Source organism: Fredinandcohnia onubensis (genome assembly GCF_002734285.1).
GTDB classification, from domain to species: Bacteria; Bacillota; Bacilli; order Bacillales; family Bacillaceae_L; genus Ferdinandcohnia; species Ferdinandcohnia onubensis_A.
On the sequence record NZ_NSEA01000019.1, the window covers coordinates 264,552 to 289,962 of the forward strand.

Annotated in this window: 16 protein-coding genes; all 16 read left to right on the forward strand. The window is 41.2% G+C overall.

Features of this window, described 5'->3' with window-relative positions; translation table 11 throughout:
* Positions 1 to 29 precede the first annotated feature (29 nt).
* The 16 genes from essC to cccB all read left to right on the forward strand — a co-directional run bounded on the left by essC (position 30) and on the right by cccB (position 25,047).
* Positions 30 to 4,640, forward strand: a complete 4,611-nt coding sequence (gene essC / locus CKJ95_RS18515) for a type VII secretion protein EssC (protein WP_099354905.1) — start codon at positions 30 to 32, stop codon at positions 4,638 to 4,640.
* On the forward strand, positions 4,633 to 4,884 hold the full coding sequence (locus CKJ95_RS18520) for a methyltransferase (protein WP_099354906.1): 252 nt from the start codon (positions 4,633 to 4,635) through the stop codon (positions 4,882 to 4,884). Before essC ends, CKJ95_RS18520 begins: the two co-directional genes overlap by 8 nt.
* A gap of 469 nt (positions 4,885 to 5,353) precedes the next feature.
* Positions 5,354 to 6,067 carry a hypothetical protein gene (locus tag CKJ95_RS18525; RefSeq protein WP_099354907.1) on the forward strand — a complete coding sequence of 238 codons (714 nt, stop codon included), beginning with the start codon at positions 5,354 to 5,356 and terminating at the stop codon, positions 6,065 to 6,067.
* A 5-nt stretch (positions 6,068 to 6,072) separates the two neighbouring features.
* On the forward strand, positions 6,073 to 7,467 hold the full coding sequence (locus CKJ95_RS18530) for an Mbeg1-like protein (RefSeq protein WP_099354908.1): 1,395 nt from the start codon (positions 6,073 to 6,075) through the stop codon (positions 7,465 to 7,467).
* Positions 7,468 to 7,469: 2 nt separating this feature from the next.
* Positions 7,470 to 8,201 (forward strand): hypothetical protein, encoded by a 732-nt coding sequence (locus CKJ95_RS18535; protein WP_099354909.1) that lies wholly within the window; start codon positions 7,470 to 7,472, stop codon positions 8,199 to 8,201.
* Between the two features lie 19 nt (positions 8,202 to 8,220).
* Positions 8,221 to 8,412, forward strand: coding sequence for a hypothetical protein (locus tag CKJ95_RS18540; RefSeq protein ID WP_099354910.1), 192 nt, complete (start codon positions 8,221 to 8,223; stop codon positions 8,410 to 8,412).
* Between the two features lie 108 nt (positions 8,413 to 8,520).
* A complete protein-coding gene (locus CKJ95_RS18545) occupies positions 8,521 to 8,823 on the forward strand; it encodes a WXG100 family type VII secretion target (protein ID WP_099354911.1) in 303 nt (100 codons plus the stop codon).
* 40 nt (positions 8,824 to 8,863) lie between these two features.
* Positions 8,864 to 9,166: a pore-forming ESAT-6 family protein gene (locus tag CKJ95_RS18550; RefSeq protein WP_099354912.1), complete on the forward strand. Its 303-nt coding sequence runs from the start codon at positions 8,864 to 8,866 to the stop codon at positions 9,164 to 9,166.
* A 123-nt stretch (positions 9,167 to 9,289) separates the two neighbouring features.
* The gene (locus tag CKJ95_RS18555; protein WP_099354913.1) at positions 9,290 to 10,546 is read left to right on the forward strand and encodes a DUF6382 domain-containing protein; all 1,257 of its coding nucleotides are present in this window, start codon (positions 9,290 to 9,292) and stop codon (positions 10,544 to 10,546) included.
* 57 nt (positions 10,547 to 10,603) lie between these two features.
* Complete coding sequence (locus tag CKJ95_RS18560) at positions 10,604 to 11,371, forward strand: PP2C family protein-serine/threonine phosphatase (protein ID WP_099354914.1); 768 nt, start codon at positions 10,604 to 10,606, stop codon at positions 11,369 to 11,371.
* A gap of 73 nt (positions 11,372 to 11,444) precedes the next feature.
* The gene (locus CKJ95_RS18565; protein ID WP_257215859.1) at positions 11,445 to 13,343 is read left to right on the forward strand and encodes a serine/threonine-protein kinase; all 1,899 of its coding nucleotides are present in this window, start codon (positions 11,445 to 11,447) and stop codon (positions 13,341 to 13,343) included.
* 63 nt (positions 13,344 to 13,406) lie between these two features.
* Positions 13,407 to 13,997: a hypothetical protein gene (locus tag CKJ95_RS18570; protein WP_099354916.1), complete on the forward strand. Its 591-nt coding sequence runs from the start codon at positions 13,407 to 13,409 to the stop codon at positions 13,995 to 13,997.
* Between the two features lie 172 nt (positions 13,998 to 14,169).
* Positions 14,170 to 19,542, forward strand: a complete 5,373-nt coding sequence (locus CKJ95_RS18575) for an Ig-like domain-containing protein (protein ID WP_257215860.1) — start codon at positions 14,170 to 14,172, stop codon at positions 19,540 to 19,542.
* Positions 19,543 to 19,804: 262 nt separating this feature from the next.
* On the forward strand, positions 19,805 to 23,560 hold the full coding sequence (locus CKJ95_RS18580; protein WP_099354918.1) for a metallophosphoesterase: 3,756 nt from the start codon (positions 19,805 to 19,807) through the stop codon (positions 23,558 to 23,560).
* A gap of 220 nt (positions 23,561 to 23,780) precedes the next feature.
* On the forward strand, positions 23,781 to 24,647 hold the full coding sequence (locus CKJ95_RS18585) for a YitT family protein (RefSeq protein WP_099354919.1): 867 nt from the start codon (positions 23,781 to 23,783) through the stop codon (positions 24,645 to 24,647).
* 55 nt (positions 24,648 to 24,702) lie between these two features.
* Complete coding sequence (gene cccB, locus CKJ95_RS18590) at positions 24,703 to 25,047, forward strand: cytochrome c551 (RefSeq protein WP_099354920.1); 345 nt, start codon at positions 24,703 to 24,705, stop codon at positions 25,045 to 25,047.
* Positions 25,048 to 25,411: the final 364 nt, after the last annotated feature.

The following is a 25,411-nucleotide window of genomic DNA, read 5'->3' on the forward strand; positions in this document are numbered from 1 at the left end:
AACGTACTTATTGATAGGAGAGATTTGCTTTGATATTAACTCTATTTGATCGGGAAAAGGCATTTACATATGTGCTACCAGAGCGCATCACAGGACGCTATATTTTAACCTCTGAAGATGCTCATGGTGAGCCGAAAGATTTAATCGCCATTGAGGCGGAGGACGGCAAATGGTTCTTGAAGTCGAACAAGTCGGCGTTCCTGGCAAATGATAAGCAAGAAATACTTGTCAAACAGGAAATTGAGCCATTTAAGACATACTCGATTTCACGCAACAATGATGCATCCGCTCTCCTTTATGTAGAGCCACCGACAAACGATCGAAATGAGTTTACAAAGCATGAGGTGATGGGAGGTAGCATTCGGGTTGGTCGAGGCAATGATTGCCACATCCGATTCTCGAATAAGCTTGTCTCTAGCTCCCATTGCGTGATTCAGTACGATGCACAGGGTCATGCGATCATCCGTGACAACAATAGCTCGAACGGTACATATGTCAACGGAGAGCGTGTGACTGAAAAAGTTCTTTCAACCGGTGATGTTATTTACATCATGGGGTTAAAAATTATCTACAATGGCAAGTTATTATCACTGAATAATCCGCATCAATTGGTATTCTTAGACCGAAATGCCTTTCGTCCGTTTGAAGTGCAAAAGCCGATTATAGAGGACGAGGAACCACTTGATGATTTCGATACCGAGGAATTAAATGATGACCTCTTTTATCGTTCACCACGTTTTAAGCGGGATATAAAGAGGACGGAGATCAGAATCGACCCACCGCCTTCAAAACCGAATATCGATGAGACCCCTTTGATGTTCATCCTCGGACCTTCTCTCACAATGGGAATGGCATCCTTGTCCATGGGGATATTTATGCTAAATAACGTATTGGCACGCGGCGAAAGTCTTACGTACGCGATGCCGACATTGATCATGTCCTTTAGTATGTTGATCGGAACGGTGCTTTGGCCAATTTTAACGAAGAAATATGAGAAGAAGCAGCGGATTAAACTTGAAGGCAAACGTCAGGAAAAATACTCAAAATACATTGAAGAAATGGCGCAGGAGATAGAAGAAGAATGTCAACGTCAAAGTGAAATTCTTCATGAAAACCATGTGGCCCTCCAAAATTTAATTTCACGAATTACGATGCGGAAAAGAAATTTGTGGGAGCGTGCCATTTGTCAAGACGACTTCCTTAAGGTTCGCCTCGGAATCGGCGATCTTCCATTAAATGCAGAACTGAAATACCCTGAGAAAAAATTCACCTTAGAGGATGACAATCTCCAGGATGATCTTTATAAATTGGTTGAAACACCTCACATTTTAAAACAGGTGCCCGTAACCCTAAGTTTTGTCGAGGAGTATGTCAGCGGTGTGATTGGGCGCCGCAGTCGCGTACAGGATTTTGTAAAGGGACTTATTTTTCAATTAACGGCCCTACATAGTTATGACGAGCTGAAGCTTGTGTTTCTTTACGATAAAAATGAGGAAGAGTATTGGAAGTTTGCGAGATGGCTACCGCATGTGTGGGATGAAGCGATGCAGATTCGCTTTATCGCAACAGATGCGACTGAAGTAAAAGAGCTGTCTTCCTATTTTGAGAAGGAAATTGCCTACCGCGCAAGCCTTGATGAGAATGAGATAAAGGACCTTGACCAGCATTATTTGATTTTCTCAATGAGTAAGTCACTCGCGTCAAGGGCTGAGATGATCAACCTCCTTTTAGAGGAAAACAAGAATATCGGGATTAGCCTTGTCACTTTATACGATGAGCTAAAAAATCTACCGAAGGAATGTACGATGGTTGTCGAGCTTGCGGATGATATGTCCAAAATTTACGACAAGGACGACATTTCCGGCTTATACACAGCTTTCGATGCGGAGTTTTATGAGCGTGAGGATGCTGAAGAGGTTGCGATTCGCCTAGCCAATATTCAGCTTGCATCATCCGTTGAGGCATACACGCTACCAGACATGATCACGTTCCTTGAGATGTTTGGAGTTAGTAAAATCGAGCACTTGAACGCATTGACGCGCTGGAAGGAAAACAACCCCGTGCTCTCCATTGAAACGCCAATTGGGGTTGACACAATGGGTCAGTCGTTCAAATTAGACCTTCATGAAAAATACCATGGTCCACACGGGCTGATTGCGGGTATGACGGGGTCAGGTAAGTCTGAGTTCATTATGACGTTTATTTTATCGCTTGCTGTGAATTATCATCCAGATGAGGTTGCGTTTATTTTAATCGACTATAAGGGTGGCGGAATGGCGAATGCCTTTTTAAATCTGCCGCATTTAGCTGGTACGATTACAAACCTCGATGGGGCAGCCGTAAAACGCTCGCTGATTTCAATTCAAAGTGAGCTAAAGCGTCGCCAGTCCATTTTCAGTGAGACGAGTCGACGTATGAATACAAGTAATATAGACATTTATAAATACCAAAAGCTGTATCGTGAGGGCTTAGTGAGTGAACCACTTCAGCATTTATTCATGATTTCCGATGAGTTCGCCGAGTTGAAAACCCAGCAACCTGAGTTCATGGAGCAGCTGGTGAGTGCGGCTCGTATTGGCCGAAGCTTAGGAGTCCACTTGATTTTAGCCACACAGAAACCGTCTGGTGTCGTGGACGATCAAATTTGGAGTAACTCGAAATTCCGAATCAGTCTGAAGGTACAGGAAAAAGCCGATAGTATGGAGGTCATCAAGCGACCAGATGCTGCCGAGCTATCAACGACCGGACGTTTTTACCTGCAAGTTGGGTATAACGAGTTGTTCGAGCTTGGTCAATCGGCATGGGCAGGGGCACCGTATTATCCATCCGATAAGATTGAAAAACGGGTAGATGAAAGCATCCGTGTCATTGACCACTTAGGTCGCGTCATCAAGAGTGCAAAAGTTGACCGAAGAACGATGGTGAAGAATCCACCGAAGCAAATTGATGAAGTCACAAAGTACTTAGAAAGTCTAGCAAAACAGGAAAATATCAAGGTCAAGCAGCTATGGCTAGAGCCGATACCTGCAAGGATTTATTTAGATCAGTTAGTTGAAAAATACAGTGAAGAGACAACGAATCGCTTTGAACTGAACCCTGTGATTGGGGAATATGATGACCCGGCGAATCAACGCCAAAATGTTATGAGACTACCAATCACACAGGATGGCAATACTATCATTTATGGAGTTGCCGGTAGCGGAAAGACAACGTTCATTGCATCGTTGATGTACTCGCTAATGGAATCCCATACGCCTGATGAGCTACATGCCTATTTACTAGATTTTAGCTCAGAGACGTTGAGTTGGTTCCGTGATGCGCCACATATCGGGGATGTCCTTTTATCCCATGATAGTGAGAAGATTGATAATCTCTTTAAAATGCTAAACAGCGAGATTGAGAAACGTAAAAAGCAGTTGTCCAACTATGGCGGTGATTTGCAGACTTACAACCGTCTATCAGAAGATGGCCTGCCATCGATTGTAATAGTGATTCACAACTATGCTGCGTTTTCTGAAATGTACGAGTCACACGAGGAGGCGATTTCTTACCTCACACGTGAAGGCACGAAGTATGGCATTTATTTCATCGTGACCGCTGCACATACAGGTGCGGTTCGTTACCGCTTAATGCAAAACTTCAAGCAGTTGTATGTGTTGCAGCTTAATGACACATCTGAATATTCAGCGGTACTCGGAAATGTGGACGGCGTCTTCCCATCGAAGCACAAAGGTCGAGGCATTTTCAAAGCAGACAGTGTGTATGAATTCCAGGTTGCCCTTATTACCGAGGGTGTCGAGGACATGTACCAATATATCACGGACTACTGTCGTCGCCTGCGCGACAATTGGGGCAAGGGTGCTGCGAAACGAATTCCAGTCTTGCCAGAAAAAGTAGACATCGAGTATCTACACGATGAAATTCAGTACAACAAGTCAAGTAAACTACCAGTTGGTGTTGAAAAAGAGTCTCTTGCTATCACGTATTTTGATTTCGGAGACTCGCCTGTAAATCTAGTCCTGGGCAGTAGCAGCGATGCCTGCGCAGGTGTGATGCAGGGAATTTCAGAAATTGTGAATAATAATGAGAAAAATGAAGTGGTCGTAATGGACCCGAATGGGGAACTTATTGAAGTTGGCGGGAAGCATGTTTCTAGTCCAACGGAGATTGAGGAAACCGTCGTAGAGTTGTTTAACACATTGGTGTTCCGTAACAACACAACGAAGGATGCGATTGCTGAAGGTGCGACACCACCAGTGTTCGAACCGCTCTACTGCATCGTTCATTCCTTCAACGACATGTTGTTGATGTTATCCGAGGATGGTCAGGATAAGCTGAAGGTATTCCTAGAACGAATCGACGGACTCAATGTCTTTATGATCATCTCAGACCGCGCCGATGCGCTGAACTCCGTTGCATTCGAGCCTTGGTTTAAAAAGCAAGTCTCACTCAGCGACGGCATCTGGGTTGGAAACGGAATTACCGATCAATTTTTATTAAAAGTTTCAAAAGTCACAAACAGCATGTACCAAGAGATTCCAGAAAACTTCGGATATGTGCTTACAAAAGGAAAACCAAAGTTAGTCAAGTTACTGACGGGATCGGCAGTTCGTGAAGAGGAGGCAGTTTTCAATGGATAAAGTGTTGGTCGAAGTATTCATTCCAGCCGCCGGTGAATCCTACGACGTCTTCATTCCGGCCCAAAGCAAGCTTTATGAAGTAACCTTTTTACTCGCAAACACTATGACTGAGCTATCCAACGGCTACTTCGTCGCTACCGACACCACCGTGGTATGCGACCGCGAAACCGGCAAGATCTTCGACATTAACCAAACGGTGGAAGAACTAGGATTTATGAACGGAAAGAAATTGATGTTGGTTTAGATGGGGATCGGGCTGAATTTTGGCTTAGGGCAGAATTAATCGGAGTTAGGGCAGAATTCCCAGCGGGTAGGGCACAATTATTGAAAGTTAGGGAACAATTCGATCGGCTTAGGTAACGATTATTCGGACTTAGGTCAGAATTCCTGCCGCCAACTCTGACGGAAATTACGGCTTTGTCCGATATATTGAAAAGTTTGTCCGATATCTGGCCCAAATTGTCCGTTAATCCCGAGATTGTGTCCGATATATCCAAATCAATGTCCGATATATTCAAAACTATGTCCGATATATCCAAAAAGAGCGGGACCGGGCCACTTACATAGTGGCAGAGACCAATTATTAAATCAACTAGACCAGCATACTAGGAATCAAAGTCATTTTTACGTAAGGAAGGTGCCAAATGAGGTTACAAAAGAGGGTAGTCTTATTCCTTCTTCTATTCATTCTCATAATAGGAGGAACAGGGTGTATGAGTTCAAGTAGTGCGAGTACCGAGGAAAAAGCAATCCAGTATTTAGAAGATAAGTATGACAAAGAATTTGAGGTAATGTATGCAAAAGAAGGAAGTAAGCTTTTTGAAGATTTGTATGGTGGCGACCTCATTACTGTTCACCCTAAAGGTGAACCGGAAATCGTGTTTACTATTCAGGAGGATGGCGACGAATTTGTAGATCTTTATTTACCAGCCAAGTGGGCAAATGAGCTTCAACAAAAGTTAGAAGACCAAATAGCTAACGAATTTCCACCTGGGACTCTTTATAAAGTTATTTTACGCAATACAGGAAATGATGAGAGTCTTAAAAATAATTCTGTGGAAGAAATTTTAACAACTAGTAAAAATGTGGGTGTAAGTATTATTGCTGGTATAAAAACTTCTGGGGAACCAGATGTGAATCAATATAGTCAAGGGATTTATAATGTGTTTAATTTGTTGAAAGATTTAGGTACTAGGCAATATGTTCTTTCAGTGGGGTTTGTGGATGAATCTGAAGATATTGATGAGTATATTAATACAGCTTATATCAATAATTTACCTTGGTCGAATTTAGATGCAAAAGTGTATGGTGAGGTAAATGTAGATTTCCGTTTAGATCCTGACAAGCCAAGCACGAATGTTGAGCCTAACATGATTTTAAATGGACCCGAAAACGTTATTGAGAATTACGAATCCTTTGAGGAGTGATTAGGATGGCTCTTAATAACATAACAGAAAATGAAAAATATATATTATTGCAATTATCGTACATGGATATACCAGCTGAATACCGTCCAAGTCAAAATAAATCGTTTACCTTAAATGAAATCATTTTTGGAATAGATAGTGATGCGTTAAGCAAAAATTCTAAAAAGAAATATGACCTAATCATTGAATATCTTCATGAAAACGAATCATCACCTCTTCACGAAATAACGTTAAGCGGGTACCAAAACAACAATCCAAACGGAGGTAACAATTCGGGTGGCGAATCGAACTCTGGATTTGTTGGTTATGCCCTAACAGATAAGGAAGGCAACGGTACCGCGTTATTTAGAGGAAGTGAGATGGCAGGAATTGGTGATTTAGCAACAGATTGGGTATCCAATGTGGAGGCTGGTATCGGAGTTACCATTCAACAGCAAAGAGAAGCAAATGATTTTTATGAAACAAACATTAAAGGTCTAGATGGGCAACAGTATGTATTCGGCCACTCGAAAGGTGGAAATCTTGCTGAGTATGTGCTGATACATAATCTCGAAGATGAGAAATTGACTTCGTATGTTGTGAATGGAGCACCTTTATATTATTGGACCCTTACAAAGGAACAAAGGGATGCTTTAAAAGATAGAAATACTTTTATTGTACATGAAGGGGATGTTGTTTCCTCTCTTGGATATGCTCCATATGTTGATAAAACGGTTGTTGTCAATACGGAAGATAGTGACCCTTTGTATGCCCATGGTTTAGAAAGCGTTGATTTTACTCCACAGGGGGATTTTAAAAATGCATCTGATGGAGCATCCCTAGTACGAGATATTGGAAATCCAATTGCAGCAGCTATCGTTTTGGCAGCCTCACTTCATCCAAAAGTGTTGGCATATCGAGCGGCAGCAGCGATTCGCGATGCCACTTTGTATATCCTAGAAGCAGCACAAAGAGGACTTGAAAAAGCAGTTAATTGGGTGAAAGAACAAGCAACAAAATTCATTGCAAAGATAAAAGAACTAACTCAACAGGTGAAAGATGAAATAAACCAATTCATCACGCATGTGGCGACGAAGGCGGCGGTATTTTTTGTAAAAGTAGCAGCAAAGCTGGGAGGCTACTTCCCGGTAGAACCATACCTGAAAGTCAACGTCGCAAGGCTCTACTACTACGCACAACGACTTGAAAGTATCAAACGCCGAGTGAATGCACTCAATAATCAGATTGACTCTCTGTATTGGGAGGTTGACCTTTTAGATATCCATCATGTGTTGAGCGCCGATATTTTAACGTCTTTTTCTTACAGGCTCAATCAAAACATCAACTACCTAAATACTGCCGCCCGATTGCTTGATGCGAACGAAACAAAGCTAGTTGGAAAGGCAAGGATTATTCAATAGCTATGAAAATAGTGAAAATAACGGTGTTACTATTTTTCTTTATAGGAATTGTTGGCTGCAGTAACTCTGAAGAAAAAGCACTTCAGTATTTGGAAGATAAATATGGTGAAGAATTTGAGGTTATGTGGTTGAATAATGACCTCGTTACTGTTCATCCGAAGGATAAAACAGATGTGGTTTTTTCAATCCAAGAAGATGGCAAAGGTTATGTTGACACATACCTGCCAGCAAAATGGGCACAAGAGTTACAGGAAAAGCTAAAGGATGACATTGAAAAAGAGCTTCCAGCCAATTCTGAATTTAAACTTGTTTTAAACAGAACAATTTTTAACGAATTCATGGCTGAAATGAGTATTAATGAACTAATAGAGCAAAACAAGGATATGGGTGTTGATTTAGTTGTGGGGATTAAGACAGCGGGAGAACCTGATATTAATCAATATAGTCAAGGACTTTATAATCTTTATAATCTCTTGAAAAATCTTGGATTAAAGAATTATTTAATTTCTGTAGGGTTTGTTAATAAATCTGAAGATATTTCAGAGTTTATCCAAACATCTTATGTCAATAATATGAGTTGGTCAAATATAGACGCTACCGTATACGGAGAATTAGGAATTGATGAAAGACATAATGCAGATAATCCTAGTACATTGGTAGACCCTAATTTGATTTTAAAAGATGTGGAAGATGTAGAAAAACATTATCAGGAGTTCAAGGATAAGAGATTTTAAATTGTAAAGGAGGTAACCCATGAAACCTCATGTTCGCCAAAAGATTAATAGCATTATTTATGAGATCAATACTATCTCAAGAGAACTCGATGAAATTTCAAATGGTCTCAATCGTGAATTCAAAGGTATAGGCTCTACCAAAAGTGCATCAAGCTTGCAAAGTGCAGCTGACAAATACCGTAGAGTCGGCAATGACCTAAGAAGGATTTAAGTTATATAGAATTATAGATTACTAGACCACTACTAAATACATCCAAAGTTCTCTCGGCCAAAACCGAGTTAACTCATACATATCCCCTTTAAAGGAGGTGAAAAAACAATGGCACGTTCAATTACTGTTGATCCAGCGAAATTAGACACTGCGGCTACTAAAATTGACCAACAATCTGCTGACTATGAGAGACTTTACAAAGCTCTTTACACAGAGGTTGAAGGCATGGGTGCTGCGTGGCAAGGTACTGATAACCAAGCATATGTTTCTCAAATCAAGGGCTTCATGGATGACTTCCAAAAAATGACCAACTTGATGAGACAATACTCTGAGTTCTTGAAACTTAGCGCAAAAACATACCGTGAAACACAAAGCGAGGTAGTGAACCAAGCTCGTCGCTTAACTAACTAATCTCAGGTACCTATAAAACTACTAAAAAGGAGGTGGCAAGATGTCAGTTGATGGAATCAAGATTTCCCTTGGCGAGGTTAGTAAAACCGCTGGGCAAATCCGTAACTTAAACCAACAGCTTGCAACTGCACTAGAAGACATTAAGAAGGAAATGAATGGCTTATCTGCTACATGGAACTCTGATGCTTCTAATACAATTCGCGGAAACTTCAATGCGTTGGCTCCACGTTTTGAGGAGTATCGCCAAGTTATTGATAGCTATGCGAAATTCCTAGATAACACAGTTACAAACTACAACGCTGCAGAAACTGCAATCAACAATAACGCTAGCGCATTTAAATAATCCATGAGGAGGGCAATTGGCCTCGCCGGTTGTCCTCACCAACTTTCTTCAGTAATGGCGTGAAAAAAATCTGGGCGCAAATACGCAAATGGCGCATCTGAAAAACAATGGGAGTGCAAGAAAATGATTAAACATGTTGATTTACATATTGAAAATTACGGTGTTTCGAAGTTCATATTTTACAAGGTGCCACCTGCGATTCGTGTTGATTTTACAGAAGCTGATAAGCTTAAAAACAACAAGGTTCCTGGCCTTTTGCCATGTGTTGTGATTAACAAGGAAGATGAGGCGTATTTCCGCTATGACTTAGTATCTGAAGTGACTCTTAGTCAACAGACAACGAATTCACTTACAAAGGACCAGCTCCATAGCTATTTTTCAAACATCATCGAAACATTAATTGAATCCGAGCGACTTGGGTTAAATGTGAACAACTTTGTTTTTGATGAGAACTACATCTTTATTGATAATTTTTCAAACAGATTAATTCTACTGTACATGCCGATTAAAAATAATATTTTTGAAAAGGTATCAATCCGGGAATACTTCACCAGTTTCTTACACTCCCACTCCTATGATGAAAATGATGACCTTGCTTTTTTTGTGAAGCTACATAATTATTTCGCGACATCAGAGGAAATCAATTTATATGCACTTCAACAAAAACTGAATGAGTTGCTCTTGAATAAACCAACTTCACCTCAGAGTTTCAGAAAGCTGCCGATTCAGGACGAAGAACCTAAAACACCGAACTATTATAGTCCTAGCAGTGAAATCAAGGCATCCGAAGAAAACGGCGTGATTACATCAGAATATAGCAGTAAAAAGGTTGATAAAAAGACAAAACAAAAGCTCGAAATCGAGGAAGAGGTTCAGTACAAGCGAATCACCCGCACTGAGCTTGGCGAAGGAAATCCACTCCTATCAGGTGGAACATCCATCAACATCAAGCCAAACGTGGGAAGTCCGATTTCGTTTGATACGGATGAGCCTGAGGAAGAAGAGGGTACAACTGTCCTCACCGCGTATAAAGAGCCGGAAGAGGAAGAAGGAACAACGGCGCTGGGGGTGGGCACAGGCTTCCAACAGCAGCAGCCATTCCTACTAACGTCTACTCAGGAAAAAATCATCCTTTCCAAGCGAGTGTTTAAAATTGGCCGTGATCCAGGAGTTACTGATTATACATCCAACAATAAAGTCATTGGGCGTGTCCACGCGGAGTTGATTACCGAAAACGGGGAATATTATATCGTCGACCAAGAATCGCGAAACGGAAGCTATGTAAATGGCGTTAAGCTCATCCCTAAAAATAAGGTGAAAATCAAACACGAAGACAAAATCAAGCTTGCGAACGAGGAATTCATATTTAGGCTTTTTTAAAAAAGGGGAATGGGACTCGGCAAGCACTGCTGAATCCAAATAATTGAGGTGAAATAAGTGTCGTTCATACATGCTTACCACACAGATGTGGGAATTAAAAAGAAAACAAACCAAGATGCATTGCTCGTCAAGACGGCAAAAACGCCGAATGGATATGTGGGGATGTTCGTTGTGTGTGACGGAATGGGCGGACTCGACCACGGGGAACTCGCCAGTGCAACAGTAGTTCGAGGGCTCTCGGACTGGTTCGAACAGGAGCTTCCAGAACTCCTTCATTCTGACCAACAGGATGCAGACATCCGCCAAGCGCTCGAAGCCTGTATTACTGAGCAAAATGACAAAATCTTAGAATATGGGGACGAAACAAACACCCAGGTCGGAACAACGGTGACAGCACTCCTCATTATTCATTCGCGTTATTATATCGTACATATCGGGGACAGCCGCGCTTATCAAATTCAGCAGCAAGTGACAAGGCTGACAAAGGACCAAACCTTGGTGGAACGTGAAGTGGAACGCGGAAACATTACACCTGAGCAAGCCTTGAAGGACCCGCGGCGCAATGTCCTTTTACAATGTGTTGGTGCAACAAGGGAGCTAGATGTTGTGATTCTGACTGGCGAGACAGAACCGGGAACCGTGTTCTTACTTTGTACGGATGGATTTTATCATAAAATCACGGATACGGAGATTCTTGAGGAGCTCCGACCGAATCAATTTTTAAATGAAAAACAATTAAAATACAAGGCGATTAAACTCGTCGATGCGGTGAAAGAACGAAAAGAGGTCGACAACATCTCAATCGTTCTTGCGCATGTAGTGTGAATGGTCGCGGCCATTCATAGGAGGAATTACGTTGATTAAAATCGGAAGTTTTATAGATGACAGATACGAAATATTGAAGGAAATCGGGCGCGGTGGAATGAGTATTGTCTATTTGGCGATGGACAACCGACTAAACAAGTCTTTGGTCGTCAAGGATATTCGTAAGCGCGACAACAGTAATAACGAGCTCCTCATTAATAGTCTAGTTGTCGAGGCGAACATGCTGAAAAAACTTGATCACGGTTCACTTCCAAAGATTTACGACATCATTGAATCTGAGGGTGACATTTATGTGGTCATGGACTATGTCGAGGGCGAGTCGCTCAAGCAAAAGCTGAAGCGGGAAAAAGTTATCTCGGCGAAGCTTGTGATTAATTGGGCAAAGCAGCTCGCAGAGGTTCTCCATTATTTACATACGAGAAAGCCGCATCCGATTATTTACCGAGACATGAAGCCGGACAATATCATGCTTACACCAGAAGGAAAAATCAAACTGATAGACTTCGGGATCGCGCGTGAATTTAAGGATGAGAGCCTGACCGACACGACTAATCTCGGAACGAAAACCTATGCGGCACCTGAGCAGCTGTCCGGTAAGCGAACAGACGCCAGAACGGACATATACAGCCTAGGTTTAACCCTGTATCAACTCATAACTGGTAAAAGTCTAGCAGACCCGCCGTATGAGGTAAGGCCGATTCGCCAGTGGGATCCAACCTTACCAGAGGGCCTTGAGCATATCATTTTAAAATGTACCCAGGCGGAACCGGAAAATCGCTACCAAACCAGTGAGGAGCTTCTATACGATCTTGAAAATATCAACAAACTCACGGCAGGCTACCGGAAAAAAATGATGAAGCGGCTCTATCTCTTTTTGGTTCCAGCCGTATTATGCCTTGGTTTTTCAACGACGTCAGTCCTCGGTTATCAAGGGATGCAAAATGAACAGTTCCAGGATTATATGGGGCTTGTCAATGAATCTAGTATTTCGTTAATCGAGGGCAATGATACTGAGGCAATCAAGCTTCTTGAGCAAGCAATTAAAGTCGACAAGGGACGTGCTTCTGCTTATATCAATCTGCTTGATGTTTACATTAACCGAAATGAAGTGGACACAGGTCTTTCGAAAATTGAGGCTTATGTGAATGACGAATACGGCAACATCCATAAAAACAGTGAGGTTCTTTTTAAATTGGGGATGACGTATTTTGACCGGAAACGTGATTACCCTGTTGCACTGAAGTATTTTAAACAGGTGAATGAAAAAGACATTCCGGATGCGAGTTACTATATCACGCTTGCGACAACATTAGGCGGCATGAACATTGATTATGACCAGTTTTCTACTAATCTCTTAGAGTTTGAATCGTTCAATGACAATCTACCGAACAACGTGAAAAAGGTAGATAACTATAATTCGCTCGCGAACATCTACATTTCTTATAAAGGTCAAATTGCGGATGCCAATACGAAGGCGATCACGGTTGTTCAGAAAGCGCAGAGGGTTCTCGAGTTAGCTCCAGATGAGCAACTACAGTTAAAATACGAGATTGAGTTCGAGCAAAAGCTTGCGCAAGCCTTTTACTCAAGAGGCGTGAACTCCGAGGATAAAGTAGCAGCACGAGACGATTTTGAGCAGGCGACACAGCACTACAACAGTCTTCTTGATTTGAATGTAGCGAATAAGGAAGAGGTAATGAACAATATCGGTGTGATTTATCAGGAGATGGGTGAGCATTCCCAAGCGGTTGAGCAATTTGAAAGAACGATTAAGGAATATCCGAAAAGCCTGAATGCGTACGTGAAGCTTGGCAATCTCTTGCTAGACATTGAGCAAGGAAAGCAAGAAGACCAGCGCAACTACAACAAGGCAAAAGAAGTCTTTGACAAAGCAGGAAAGCTTGAAGGAGCTAAAGACAACGAAGCCTACAAAAAGCTATCCAGACGCATGAGTAATCTAAATATCAGATAGTGGGACAATGCACCTGTCCACATGTCTCAAACTTGCGCATTTCGAATGAAAGGGGGCTCTCAATTGGAATACCAAATCATGTTTTACGGGGGATTGGCGGGAGCAGTGATTACGCTCATTATCTCGATCATCGTCTATATGAAACTACAAATCTCTCAAGTATTTGCGGACATTACGGGAAACCGATTTATGAAAAAGAAGACAAACAACCGCGTTTCCCTTGAGGCTCAGGAAACGAAGCGAACAACAAGTGAAATCAAGCTTCGGAAAAAAGAAGATCCAGTTGCAGCATCAGTTGAGGACACAGCCCTCATGAGCCAGGGACTGGAGCCAACCTCTTTACTTGTGGAAAGTTCACAAGCACCGACGGAATTGTTGGTAGAAAACAATACTGACCGAGAAACTTCATTACTGGAGGAGACCTCACTTTTATATGAGGAGACGGCCCTATTACAGGACGACGATGAGACGACATTGCTAGTCGGGGATGACGAAACATCGATTCTCCTTGAAGGTGATGGCGAAACCGCAATCCTTACTGAAAAAGAAGAAGAATCCGACTTCCAAATCGAAGTCGATGTCATGATCGTCCATACAAATAATGTGATTAACTTTACTCAGCAGAAGTCCCCTGCTTCTTCAATAAGGGGATGAATGTAAAGGGGTAAACACTACTGCTGGGGTTCAACCCTGGCTGAGTAAAGTTAATGCCCCGGCGGATGCCACGATTTTTCAAAGGAAGTTTTTCGATCAAGCTCGAAAAAAATCGGGCGCAAATACGCCAAGGCGCATTTGATAATAAAAGGAGCGTAGTAAAGTGATAGCAATGATTACAAAAAGCTACCGAAAAAACAAATCGGTACTTTGGTTACCGATCGCATTTGTTTTGGTGCTTTCGGTGGTATTCTTTAGCCTGAACGTATCATCCCAGGTTGAAACAAAACAGTATATAAAATATAACAATGAACAATGGGAAATTGGGAAAAATTTCTCAAATGAGTGGTACACAAATGGAGATACCCTTCAGTTCCAGGTTGATTTAAGTGAGGACTATGAGAATTACTTGAAGTCACAAGAAACACCTGAAGAGCCAGAAAATCCCGAAGGAGCTGAAACGCCTGAGGTAGAAGATTCTGGTGAAACAACGACGCCTATTGAACCTAATAATGAGCCTTTTAACGTGACTACAGATGTTAAAGGACCTGGTAAAACAATCATAACGCCAATCACAGATGGCGGTTTCACAGGTCTATATGAGGTAACCATCTCTGGTGTTAAAAAAGATGGTGAAATCCCGGTGGAAATCAACTTTGAAAAGAACACCTGGGTAATTGAACCACCGAGCCCATCAACTTTTAGTGTAATAAAAGACACTGCGGCACCAATTGTTAATCTATCAGGTGCGTATGAGGGCGGATTTTTTGAGCATACAGTCAACCTTCAAATTGATGTAAAGGAAGAAAACTTTGCACAAGATAAAGTAGATATCAAGGTTAAAAAAGATGGTTCGGATTTCCAAACACCTCCAATGGAGTGGGATGGAAAAAAAGCTACTTTATCATTTGACCAAGTTGGTAAATATGAAGTAACAGTAACTGCAAAGGATAAGGCTGGAAACGTAAGTGACAGCAAGTCAATCTCATTTGCCAATGTTAGTAAGACCGCTGAATTATCCATTGAAAATAAAACGGATAACAATTTTTATAAAGATGGCATTAATATTGTGATTACTAATCCGCTCTTTATCGAGTCAGCAAAGCTCACCTACACGAAGGATGGCGGCGAGCAACAGACTGCTGATATGGAAATAAAAAACACAATCTTTTCAAAGCAAGCAACTTACACTTTAACAGAAGAAGGATCGTATACTTTTAGTGCAAACATAACTGATTCATGGAAACCGAGAGAGTTTGGGACTTATGAAAACTTTATCATCGACAGGACACCACCTGAACTAACCATTAGTGGTGTTGAAAATGGTGGTAAATATACAGAATCAAAGGATTTAGTTATTTTTGCAACTGACACACACTTAGACGAAAACCAATCGGTTTTAAAAGTTACGAAAAACGGAAAAGCCGAAACCTTCACTGGAAAAGATGCTCTTGAAAAACGCAACTTAACAGATGGGGTATACGTTGTTGAACTAAGTGTGTTTGATAAAGCTGGGAATGAAACGAAAAACCCAGCACTCAATTTTACAATTGATACCCAGAAGCCAGAGTTAGAGATTTCTGGAGTTGAAAATGGGAAGTATTATCCTGAGGATCAAAACGTTCATTTTTCAGTAAAAGACTTAACACTTGATTTGGCGAAAACAACTCTTGTCGTAAAGCACAACGATGCCGACTACACAGAAGAAATCAAATTCGAACAGAACGGTACAGTAGCTGAAGCAAGTCATACGTTTAAAAAAGAAGGCAAATACACAATCGAGTTAAATGCAACAGACCAATTCGAAAATGCTGCAGCCAAAGTCACAAAAACATTCACACTCGACAAAACGAAGCCAACCGTTTCACTTACTGGTGCTGAGAATAATAAAAAGTACAACCGCCAAGTAGATGTGGAAATTGTTGGAAAAGACACAAACAAAGATGATAGCAGCACCATTTTAACAGTAAAAAAGGATGGTAAATCAGAAACGTTTAAAGGTAAAAAGGCACATGAGACACATAGCTTTAAAGATGAAGGAATCTATGAGATTAATGTAGAATACTTTGATAAAGCTGGAAACAAAGCTGATTTTTCAACGATTACATTTGTAATTGACAACTCAAAGCCAGAGGTTGACATCACGGGTGTAAATGAAAATGAGTTTGCAAATACAGACAAAGAAGTCAAGTTTACCGTTGAGGATTCGCATATCGACCTAGACAACATTGAACTGACGATTACGAAGGATGACAAAGTTTATCCGACGGATGGAATCAAATTCAAGAAACAAAGGAACCGATACGCTGAGGCAGAGCACACCTTTACTGGCGATGGCGTTTATGTTGTAAAACTAAAATCAACTGATGAAGCAGGAAATATATCAGCAGAAAAAGAAATCCGTTTTACAATCGATAAAATCAAGCCTGAGATTGTTGTAACAAACATCGGTGAAGATGGCAGATACAACGATGATCGTGAAGTTACAATCACAGTAACTGATCTGAATATGGGTGAGTCAAATACAACGGTTAAGTACAACGGAGAGTCATATGAGATTGACCCACTTGTGCTTGAAGGCAAAATGGCAACAACCAAACACACCTTCACTGAAGAAGGGGTTTACGAGCTTCAAGTCGTTTCAACGGATAAAGCAGGAAACGATACTACTAAATACATTAAATTTACGGTCGATAAAACAGGACCTGCGATTAAATACTCGATTAAAGATGGTACGTATTTTAATGATGAAAAAGTGAATCTAACTGTTACTGTCGATGACTACACACCGTTTGTTCCAGAAATCACAGTGAAAAACGGAGATAAAACCATCGAAATTCCTACAGATGGTTGGATAAAGAAAATGATCTGGTTAATCACTCAAGAACTAACTGTTGAACTTGAAGATGAAGGTGTTTATTCAGCTCAAGTAAAAGCGAAAGACTACTTTGGCGCTGAAAGCACAAAGGATCTTGGCTTTACAATTGACCGCACCTCACCTGAAATCCAAATCAGTGGGAACATCCCGAACGATGGATTTGTCCAAGGTGATAATGAGTTAATCGTAGACATCAATGATCTACATTTTGACCAAAGTAAAAATGAAGTCCTTGTAAATGGCAAATCGGTTAAGGATGCCGAGTGGAAAGAAACAGCAACTGGTTATCGGTTCAAGCAAAGCTTCCCAGAGGACGGAGAATATGAAGTAACAGTTCGTTCTGAAGACTTTGCAGGTAACAAAGCAACGGAGAAAAAACACAAATTTACAGTGGATAACGTAAAACCAGTTATCACAATTGAAGATGTAAAAGACGGAACATTTTACGATAAAAAGCAAAAAGCTACGATTAAGGTTAACGAGCTGAACTTTGCAAACAACGAAGTAGAAGTAAAAGTCAACAATAAGCCGTACGAGTGGAAAAACCAAGGCGTTGAATCAAGTCTTGTGATTCCGTTTAACGATGATGGCGACTATGTGATTAAGGTGTCTTCGAAGGATGCAGCTGGAAACGTTGCGGACGCAAAAGAAGTGAAGTTCACGGTAGATGAGAGCTTCCCGAGCCTAAAAATCACAGGTGTCGAGCATATGACGAACTACAATGTTACTAAACCAGTTACGTTCGAAGTAACTGACGCGAACATTGATCAAACTTCATTACGCGTAACGAAGAACGGCAAGGCATATGAGATTCCAGCACTACAACAATCTAGAACAAAAGCGAGTTTACAACACAATTTTGCAGAAGAAGGCAGCTATGTGCTTTACTTCAATGCAACGGATAAATCAGGTAACAAAACAACGCATGAGGAGATTGCATTCATCATCGACAAAACAAACCCAGTTGTCAAAATTGACGGTGTCGACCACCAGTCCTTCAATCCAACTGGCAAGCGAGTAACTGTTTCTGTTGATGAACTGAACTTTGGAACAAATTATGTTGTGCTTTCTGTAACAAAGGATGGCAAGGTATTTAATATTGGAACTTGGAAAAACAACAACAAGCTTTCAAGCTTAGGCTACAATTTTAACGATGATGGCTTGTACACCATTGCAATTAGCGCTGAAGATAAAGCAGGCAATGGTCCAATAACAGCGAACAAGACATTCACAATTGACACGACAAAGCCAGCAATCGAAATTACAGGTGTTGAAAATGCAGCACACTATAATGTCGATAAGCCAGTGAGTGTGGAAATTCGTGATGTGAACTTAGATGTGAACCGCATCACCGTGACACGAAATGGTAGAGGCTATAACGCTGGAGGATTTGGAGTAGCCAATCAAACTGCTCGACTTAGCCACAACTTTAGCCAGGAAGGTGACTATGCGATCAACGTAGAAGCGATTGACAAAGCGGGTAACCAATTCAGCAGACAGATTGCTTTTACAATTGATAAAACAGCACCAGTCATCACACCGAAATTTAAAGGTCAAAGCCGTGTAATCAAGAATGGCGAATATATTAATGAAGTATTCACACCTGAATTTGCGCTAGACCAAGGTGAGGACACCATTGTTTCAGTAACCATGAATGGTTCAAATGTAACAGGTCGAATTCCAACGGCTACATTGGAAATGAAGTACGATTTCAGTGTTCTTGCACGAGATAAAGCAGGAAACGAGTCAACAATTGATATTAATTTTATTCTTGATACGACAAAGCCGAACTTGAATATCACAGGTGTTATTGATGGATTCTTTAATAACAATCAAATGCCAACTGTGACTTATTCGGATCGTTACCTTGATTCAAGTCGTTCAAGTGTAACATTAAATGGCCGCCCGTTTGTAAATGGGGTGCAGCTAAGTGAAGAGGGAGATTACATTTTAAAAGCTGAGATTTATGACTTAGCTAACAATGTTTCATCCCGAACAATAGTGTTTACGATTGATAAAACAGCACCAGTTATTAAGTTTAAAGAAGCTATTTCTGAAGGGTATTTCAAGGAAAGCTTACTTCCTGAATTGCTAATTGAGGATTTAAATGCTTATGACATCATCTCACAAACCTTGAACGGTCAGCCTTATAATTTTGGTGACCCAATTGAGGAAGAAGGAAAGCACGTGCTCTTCTTTGAGGTGAAGGACAAAGCAGGAAATATCCAACAGCTAAGTGTTGAGTTTATTATTGATAAAACTCCTCCGAAAGTCGTTGTCGATGGAGTTAAGAAAAACGAAACATATCGGGACCCTGTAACACTCTCAATCAGCCTTGATAATCCTAGTGATACACTCAAGTCTGTCATGATTAATGGGGAACTTTTCAATGGTGAGGTAAAAGATGTAAACGGAACAAAAGTTATTTCCGTAACACTTTCTGATATCAACAAATACAAGGTAGAAGTATTAGCCGAAGACGAAGCGGGTAATGAAATGAACGAAGTAGTAGAATTCGAAATCGTTGAAAAAAGCGTACTCGTAAAGTTCTATGAAAACAAACCATTATTCGCGGGCGCAATGGTAGGTATTGTCGGTATTGCAGCAGCAGGTGCTGTCGCTCTCCGCAGAACCATCATCCGCAGAAAAGACGAGAAAGATATGTAACAAAAATGTAGGCATTCGCATTTTGCGGATGCCTGTTTTTTCACTGCATGCGGTGTTATTTAAAATTAAAAGACCCAACCGTACCCCCACCGACAGGAATCATGGGGACGAGAGTAACAACGGCACTTAAGATGACTTTCATAAGTCGTCTTTTTTTTATCTCCAGAACTAGTCCTTTTTGCTTATTTCACACTTGTTTGTACATCATTTTATAAGCAATTGGCAAACTAAGGTTGGAAAATAATTCTGGAGGGTATGCTGTATGACTTTTTGGCAACACGTGTTGAAAATAGCTGTTCTATTTATTCTACTTTTAACAACTACAGTAAGCCCAGATATGGTAGTTGCACAACGGGACACAAATGCTCCGGTCATCACACACAAACCGAAAACAACAAGTGAGCCACTTTTACCCATCAAAATTAAGGCTGGTGTAACGGATGACACGGTCATTCATCATGTGACGCTTTTTTATAAAACGGGTGACTCAGATGACTTTAAAACAATCCCGATGAAATTGAATGAGGATACATACATTGGCGAAATCCCAGGCTTCCACGTATATGATGAAATCACTTATTATATCGAGGCGAGCGATGGGACCAATACGGAAAAAACGGACGAGAACACAATCCAAGTTGTTCAAAAAGAAATTGATTTTACAAAAATGCCTCAGCTGCTTGTGACGGAGGTTCTTCCCGACTCAACGAATGTGGGCAGTGCTGATGGATTTGAGTTTGTAGAAATCTACAATAACAGCAACAAAGCAATCAACTTCAAGGATTATAAGCTTTACTATCGATACGGAAAAAATCGCCGAACAGATGTGATGTGGCCTTCTGTAAAAGAAAATGTGGTCATTCCAGCCCGCAAAACGCTTGTGCTATGGATCGTAAATAGTGAAAATAGCGAGCAGACGGTGGAGGATTTTAATGCGCACTATGGAACCAACTTGAAGGAAAATCAGGATATTGTGCGGGTTCACAGTGGCGGTATGGCAAACAAAAGCATGCGCGGTGTCGTGATTGGAACGAATACGCATCGCGAAATTTCCGTTGCTTACTATAACAAGACGGAAGTTGATCAGGCAATTATCTACCGATATCCAACCAACAAATCGACGGTCTCTAAAAGAATCGGTACAAAGGATGCGACCCCTGGCAAGGTGGAGAGCTATCAAGTACCTAAAAAGCCCGTTCATATAGAAAAAGATATTGTCCCACCAACTACTGAGGATTTAACATTAGCTTCTGAAGTCAATCAAAAAGACAATCTGGAACTCGTTGCAAATGCAACAGACGACCAAACAGTTAAATCTGTTAAGTTGCATTATAAAATCGACCAAAGTGACGACTTCAATGAAGTCATGTTACAAGAGAATTACGATGATTTACTTTTTCATCACACCATCCATGCACCAGCATTAATTGGACGCGAGTATATCGAGTATTACTATGTGGTATCCGATGGAAGCAATGAGGTAAAAAGTGAAACATATCGGATAAACATAAAGAATGAACTGAACCACTCAAGTCTAAGACTAAATTTAAAAAATGAAGAAATGATTCGTGGAGAAAAAATAATCAAGGCTACTTCAGAAGAAAACACGCCATTGAAGCTGATGATTGACGGAAACGAGGTTCAAGAGGGCGTCTATCGTTCACTTGAACACACCGCCTATTTTGCGTTTGAGGTAAATGGTTTGAATACGTATTTTCAAAATGCTGTCACGATGGGCAAGGAAGTTTTACATGTAATGGACCAGGATTGGCTAACAGAATGGAAGACATTCACGATTCCGATTGAGCCGGAACGACTTCCTGTTGGCAATACAACGATTACGATTCGTTCCGGAAACAAGGCTTCACCGTTTGAACTTTGGTCGAGGGAAAATCGCGATGACTTTCAATTGCGGAACGTTCGTCTCATCCTTGGCGATGGAACTGTGATTAAGGATCCGATTTATAGCGACCCAAGTCGCATCTTGAACATGGGTGATCAGCGTAAGCATGCCGATTTTACCTTTACGATTACGGAAAAAGAGGCACGTTCGCTCACCTATAAATGGAACACAACTGAGGTGCACGACAAAAAACATTTGGTCACAGTTCAGGCTGGTGATAAAAAGGTTAGTTCACAAGTTTTAGTTGATAATAGGGCTCCAACGATCAAAACAAATCTGAAAAAGAAACCATACAAAGGTGCTTTTACAATTGATGTGGACGCGAAGGATAAGCTAACTGGTGTTGAAAAAAAGACGGTAACCTTAGATGGAGAGGAAATCGAGGTTCCGTTTGAAACAGCGTCCGCAACGCTTAAACCAGGAAAACACAAACTCAAGGTACATGCGATTGACAAAGTAGGAAATGAAACAAAAGATGTTTTCTATTTTAAAGTTGTGAATGAAAACCCGAAAAAACCAGAGCGTATTTCACCGAAGGGTAAGATTGATGGAGATCCACTTTTACAAGTGAAGGTGAAGGATCCGACAAAGGATAAGCTCGATGTTACCTTTTATGAAGCCTACAAGCATGACGTAAATTCGAGTGTAAAAGGATTTAAAAATGCGACTGAGTTTGAGCCCCCAAATAAGATGGTTCCAAAAGGAGAGGAGGCTTTCACACCAGAAGATATCTCGCTCGTTTCAAAAGCAGATGGCCGCTATTTAGTTACTGATTCTGACACGAAATTCCCGTATCACCGTTTTGATGTCACGGTTGATGAGTCTCTCGGTGACAATGACAGGGTTGAGCTTTTATGGAAAGGGAATTCGCTTGAAGGTCGAAAGGTTTCAATGTACGCATGGAATCACAATGAGGGCAAATGGGTTTTGCTTGATTTTAAAATAGCAGGCTCTAAGGATTTTACGTTGGCATCTGATGTGGCGGTACGTGATTATGTCCGCGATTCGAAAGTCAATGTCCTGATTCAAGACGAAATTGTAGAAGAATTTGATTACACCTTCGTCTGGATGTCCGACACCCAATTTTACTCTGAGAGCTATCCGGAGATTTTCAAGGAACAAACGGAATGGATTGCAAAAATGAAGAAAAAGCTCAACATCAAGTATGTGTTTCATACCGGTGATTTGGTCAATCAATCGAGGAAGAAGAAACAGTGGCGAAATGCGGATAAGTATATGAAGGTGTTGGATGACAACAATATTCCGTATGGAGTGTTAGCCGGAAACCATGACGTTGACCAGGTGAATAATGATTATTCCGAGTTCTATCGGTATTTCGGAGAGGATCGTTTTAAAAATAAACCTTATTATGGTGATTCGTACCGAAATAACCGTGGACATTACGATTTAATCTCAGCGGGCGGCAATGATTTTATCATGGTATACCTAGGCTGGGATGTAACGGATGAAGGCATTGACTGGGTAAATAAGGTGCTTGCAGCCTATCCGGATCGCAAAGCGATTTTAAACTTTCATGAATATTTGCTTGCGACAGGTACGAGGCATCCGATGGGAGATAGGCTCTATAATGAGATTGTCGTCCCAAACAAAAATGTCATTGCGGTATTGAGCGGTCATTATCATGAGGCACAAACCTATGTCGATGAAATTGATGATGATGGTGATGGCGATCCAGATCGCACCGTTACGCAAATGTTGGCCGATTATCAAGCTGGGCCAGAAGGTGGCCAAGGTTATATGAGGCTCCTGCATTTTGACCAAGATAACAATCGGATTTTGGTTAAAACGTACTCACCTTACATGGACGACTACAATTTTTACGACTTAGATATTTATCCGCAGAAAGACCAATTTGTAATTGAGATGGATTTAGCACCGGTGACGAAGCGGGTCGCAACCGATTACTTTACGGTCAATGTTTATACAAATCGGGTAATCGGAACCGATAAGGCCAAAAGCGGCAAAACCGCAAAGGTCTTGTGGACGGGGTTAGAAAGTGACCGTTCGTACTCGTGGTATGCGGTTATTGAAGACAAATACACAGGACGAACAGTCTCGGATATTTGGACATTTCGTAAAATTTCCAGCCACTAGTTGAATTGAAATATTATTTTGTAATAATAATTTATTTATCGTTACAAACTAATGATGTAGATGTATATTTTGTTGCTTTACCACGTTATTTTGCTGGCGTTTACTTGCTTTTGAAGCCGTGTTATACTTCCAAAGGTTATTTGGGCGCAATTACGCAAGACAAGTAGCATTTGTCATTTGAACGGTGCTAGTTGCTAGGATTGTATACGGGGGTAGTTTCATGAATAGAAGAAGACGTCAGCACGAAGTTCATCCAACACTTCAAAAGGTAAAGGAATTCATATACATACTACTAGGTTCGGCCACGGTGGCTCTATCGTTTAATTTGTTTCTACTGCCGAACAAGGTTGCATCTGGTGGTGTGAGCGGGATTAGTACCATCCTGAACTCCCTTTTCGGTTGGGAAGCAGCCTATGTGCAGTGGGCATTTAATATCCCATTATTCATTGCAGGGATCATTTTTCTAGGAAAGATGTATGGTGCTCGGACGTTAATTGGCACTCTTTTTTTACCATTTGTTGTTTATCTTTCTAGAAATATGGAACCCGCAACGTTGGATCCATTACTGGGTGCTTTATTCGGAGGAATTGGAGTAGGTTTGGGACTCGGTATTACTTTCCGAGGCAATGCGTCGACAGGTGGGACAGACCTCGCCGCTCAGATTGTTCATAAGTTTACAGGAATCTCCCTTGGGAAAAGTGTAGCGTTTATTGACGGTTTGATTGTTTTGACCGCGGCAATTGTGTTCGATATTGAGAGTGGGCTCTATGCGTTAATTGGACTTTTCGTTACAAGTAAAACAATTGATTTGGTACAGGTAGGTCTAGGTAATTCGAAAATGGCTCTCATTATTACGAACCGTCAGGACGAAGTGCGACAGGAGATTTTTGACAAACTGGACAGAGGGGTGACCAAGCTCTCTGGATATGGGGGCTACACTGACGATGAGCGACCGATGCTCATGTGTGTAGTCGATCAAAAAGAGTTCACAAAATTGAAACAAGTGGTTCGAAGCATTGATATATCTGCTTTTGTCGTCGTTATGGACGCTGCAGAGGTATTAGGAGAGGGTTTTAAAAGAGCGTAAAAGGGGTATAATAAAAATTGTATAATGGAAAAATTTATTACAGGGGGTAAATTCTGTGAAACGTAAGCTATTTAGTTTTCTATTAGGAACATCACTTGTATTCGCGTTAGCTGCATGTGGCGGTGGGGACGACAATGCAGGAGACGCACCAGCAAGTGACAATGGCGGCGGCGGAGAAGCTACCGTTAACGCTGAAGAAATCGCTCAACAAAACTGTGCATCTTGTCACGGACAAGACTTCGGTGGTGGAGCAGGTCCTGACCTTACAAAGATCGGATCTAAATACAGCCAAGAAGAAATTGCCGGAATCATCGAAAATGGTCAAGGCTCAATGCCTGGTGGAATCATCAAAGGTGAAGAAAAAGACGCAGTAGCTTCATGGCTAGCTGAGAAAAAATAAGTAGTATGTCAGGCCTTCCGGGCGAACCGGAAGGCTTTTAATTTTTGTTGAGACGAAACTAAGGTTGTGTCCGATAAAAAGTGGTGAATGTCCGATATATTCCGAGTTATGTCTGATAAAACTGGATCATTGTCCGATATCCTGGCAGAAATGTCCGATATAATCAAAACTTTGTCCGATATAGAAAAAACCTAATTAGATAGTCTGCCTTCCGGATGAACCGGAAGGCTTTTAAAATAGCCGAAACTAGAGTTATGTCCGATAAACAGTGCCGAATGTCCGATATAATCAGAGTTTGTCCGATAAAACTGGATCAATGTCCGATATCCCGGCGCCAATGTACCTCTGTCAAGAAAACGGACAA

Bases quoted from the DNA above. Each gene is read 5' to 3' on its own strand.
- CKJ95_RS18530 (WP_099354908.1), top strand. From the start codon at position 6,073: ATGGCTCTTAATAACATAACAGAAAATGAAAAATATATATTATTGCAA.
- CKJ95_RS18550 (WP_099354912.1), top strand. From the start codon at position 8,864: ATGTCAGTTGATGGAATCAAGATTTCCCTTGGCGAGGTTAGTAAAACC.
- CKJ95_RS18540 (WP_099354910.1), top strand. From the start codon at position 8,221: ATGAAACCTCATGTTCGCCAAAAGATTAATAGCATTATTTATGAGATC.
- CKJ95_RS18520 (WP_099354906.1), top strand. From the start codon at position 4,633: ATGGATAAAGTGTTGGTCGAAGTATTCATTCCAGCCGCCGGTGAATCC.
- CKJ95_RS18575 (WP_257215860.1), top strand. From the start codon at position 14,170: ATGATTACAAAAAGCTACCGAAAAAACAAATCGGTACTTTGGTTACCG.
- CKJ95_RS18525 (WP_099354907.1), top strand. From the start codon at position 5,354: ATGAGTTCAAGTAGTGCGAGTACCGAGGAAAAAGCAATCCAGTATTTA.
- CKJ95_RS18555 (WP_099354913.1), top strand. From the start codon at position 9,290: ATGATTAAACATGTTGATTTACATATTGAAAATTACGGTGTTTCGAAG.
- CKJ95_RS18585 (WP_099354919.1), top strand. From the start codon at position 23,781: ATGAATAGAAGAAGACGTCAGCACGAAGTTCATCCAACACTTCAAAAG.
- CKJ95_RS18535 (WP_099354909.1), top strand. From the start codon at position 7,470: ATGAAAATAGTGAAAATAACGGTGTTACTATTTTTCTTTATAGGAATT.
- CKJ95_RS18545 (WP_099354911.1), top strand. From the start codon at position 8,521: ATGGCACGTTCAATTACTGTTGATCCAGCGAAATTAGACACTGCGGCT.
- CKJ95_RS18580 (WP_099354918.1), top strand. From the start codon at position 19,805: ATGACTTTTTGGCAACACGTGTTGAAAATAGCTGTTCTATTTATTCTA.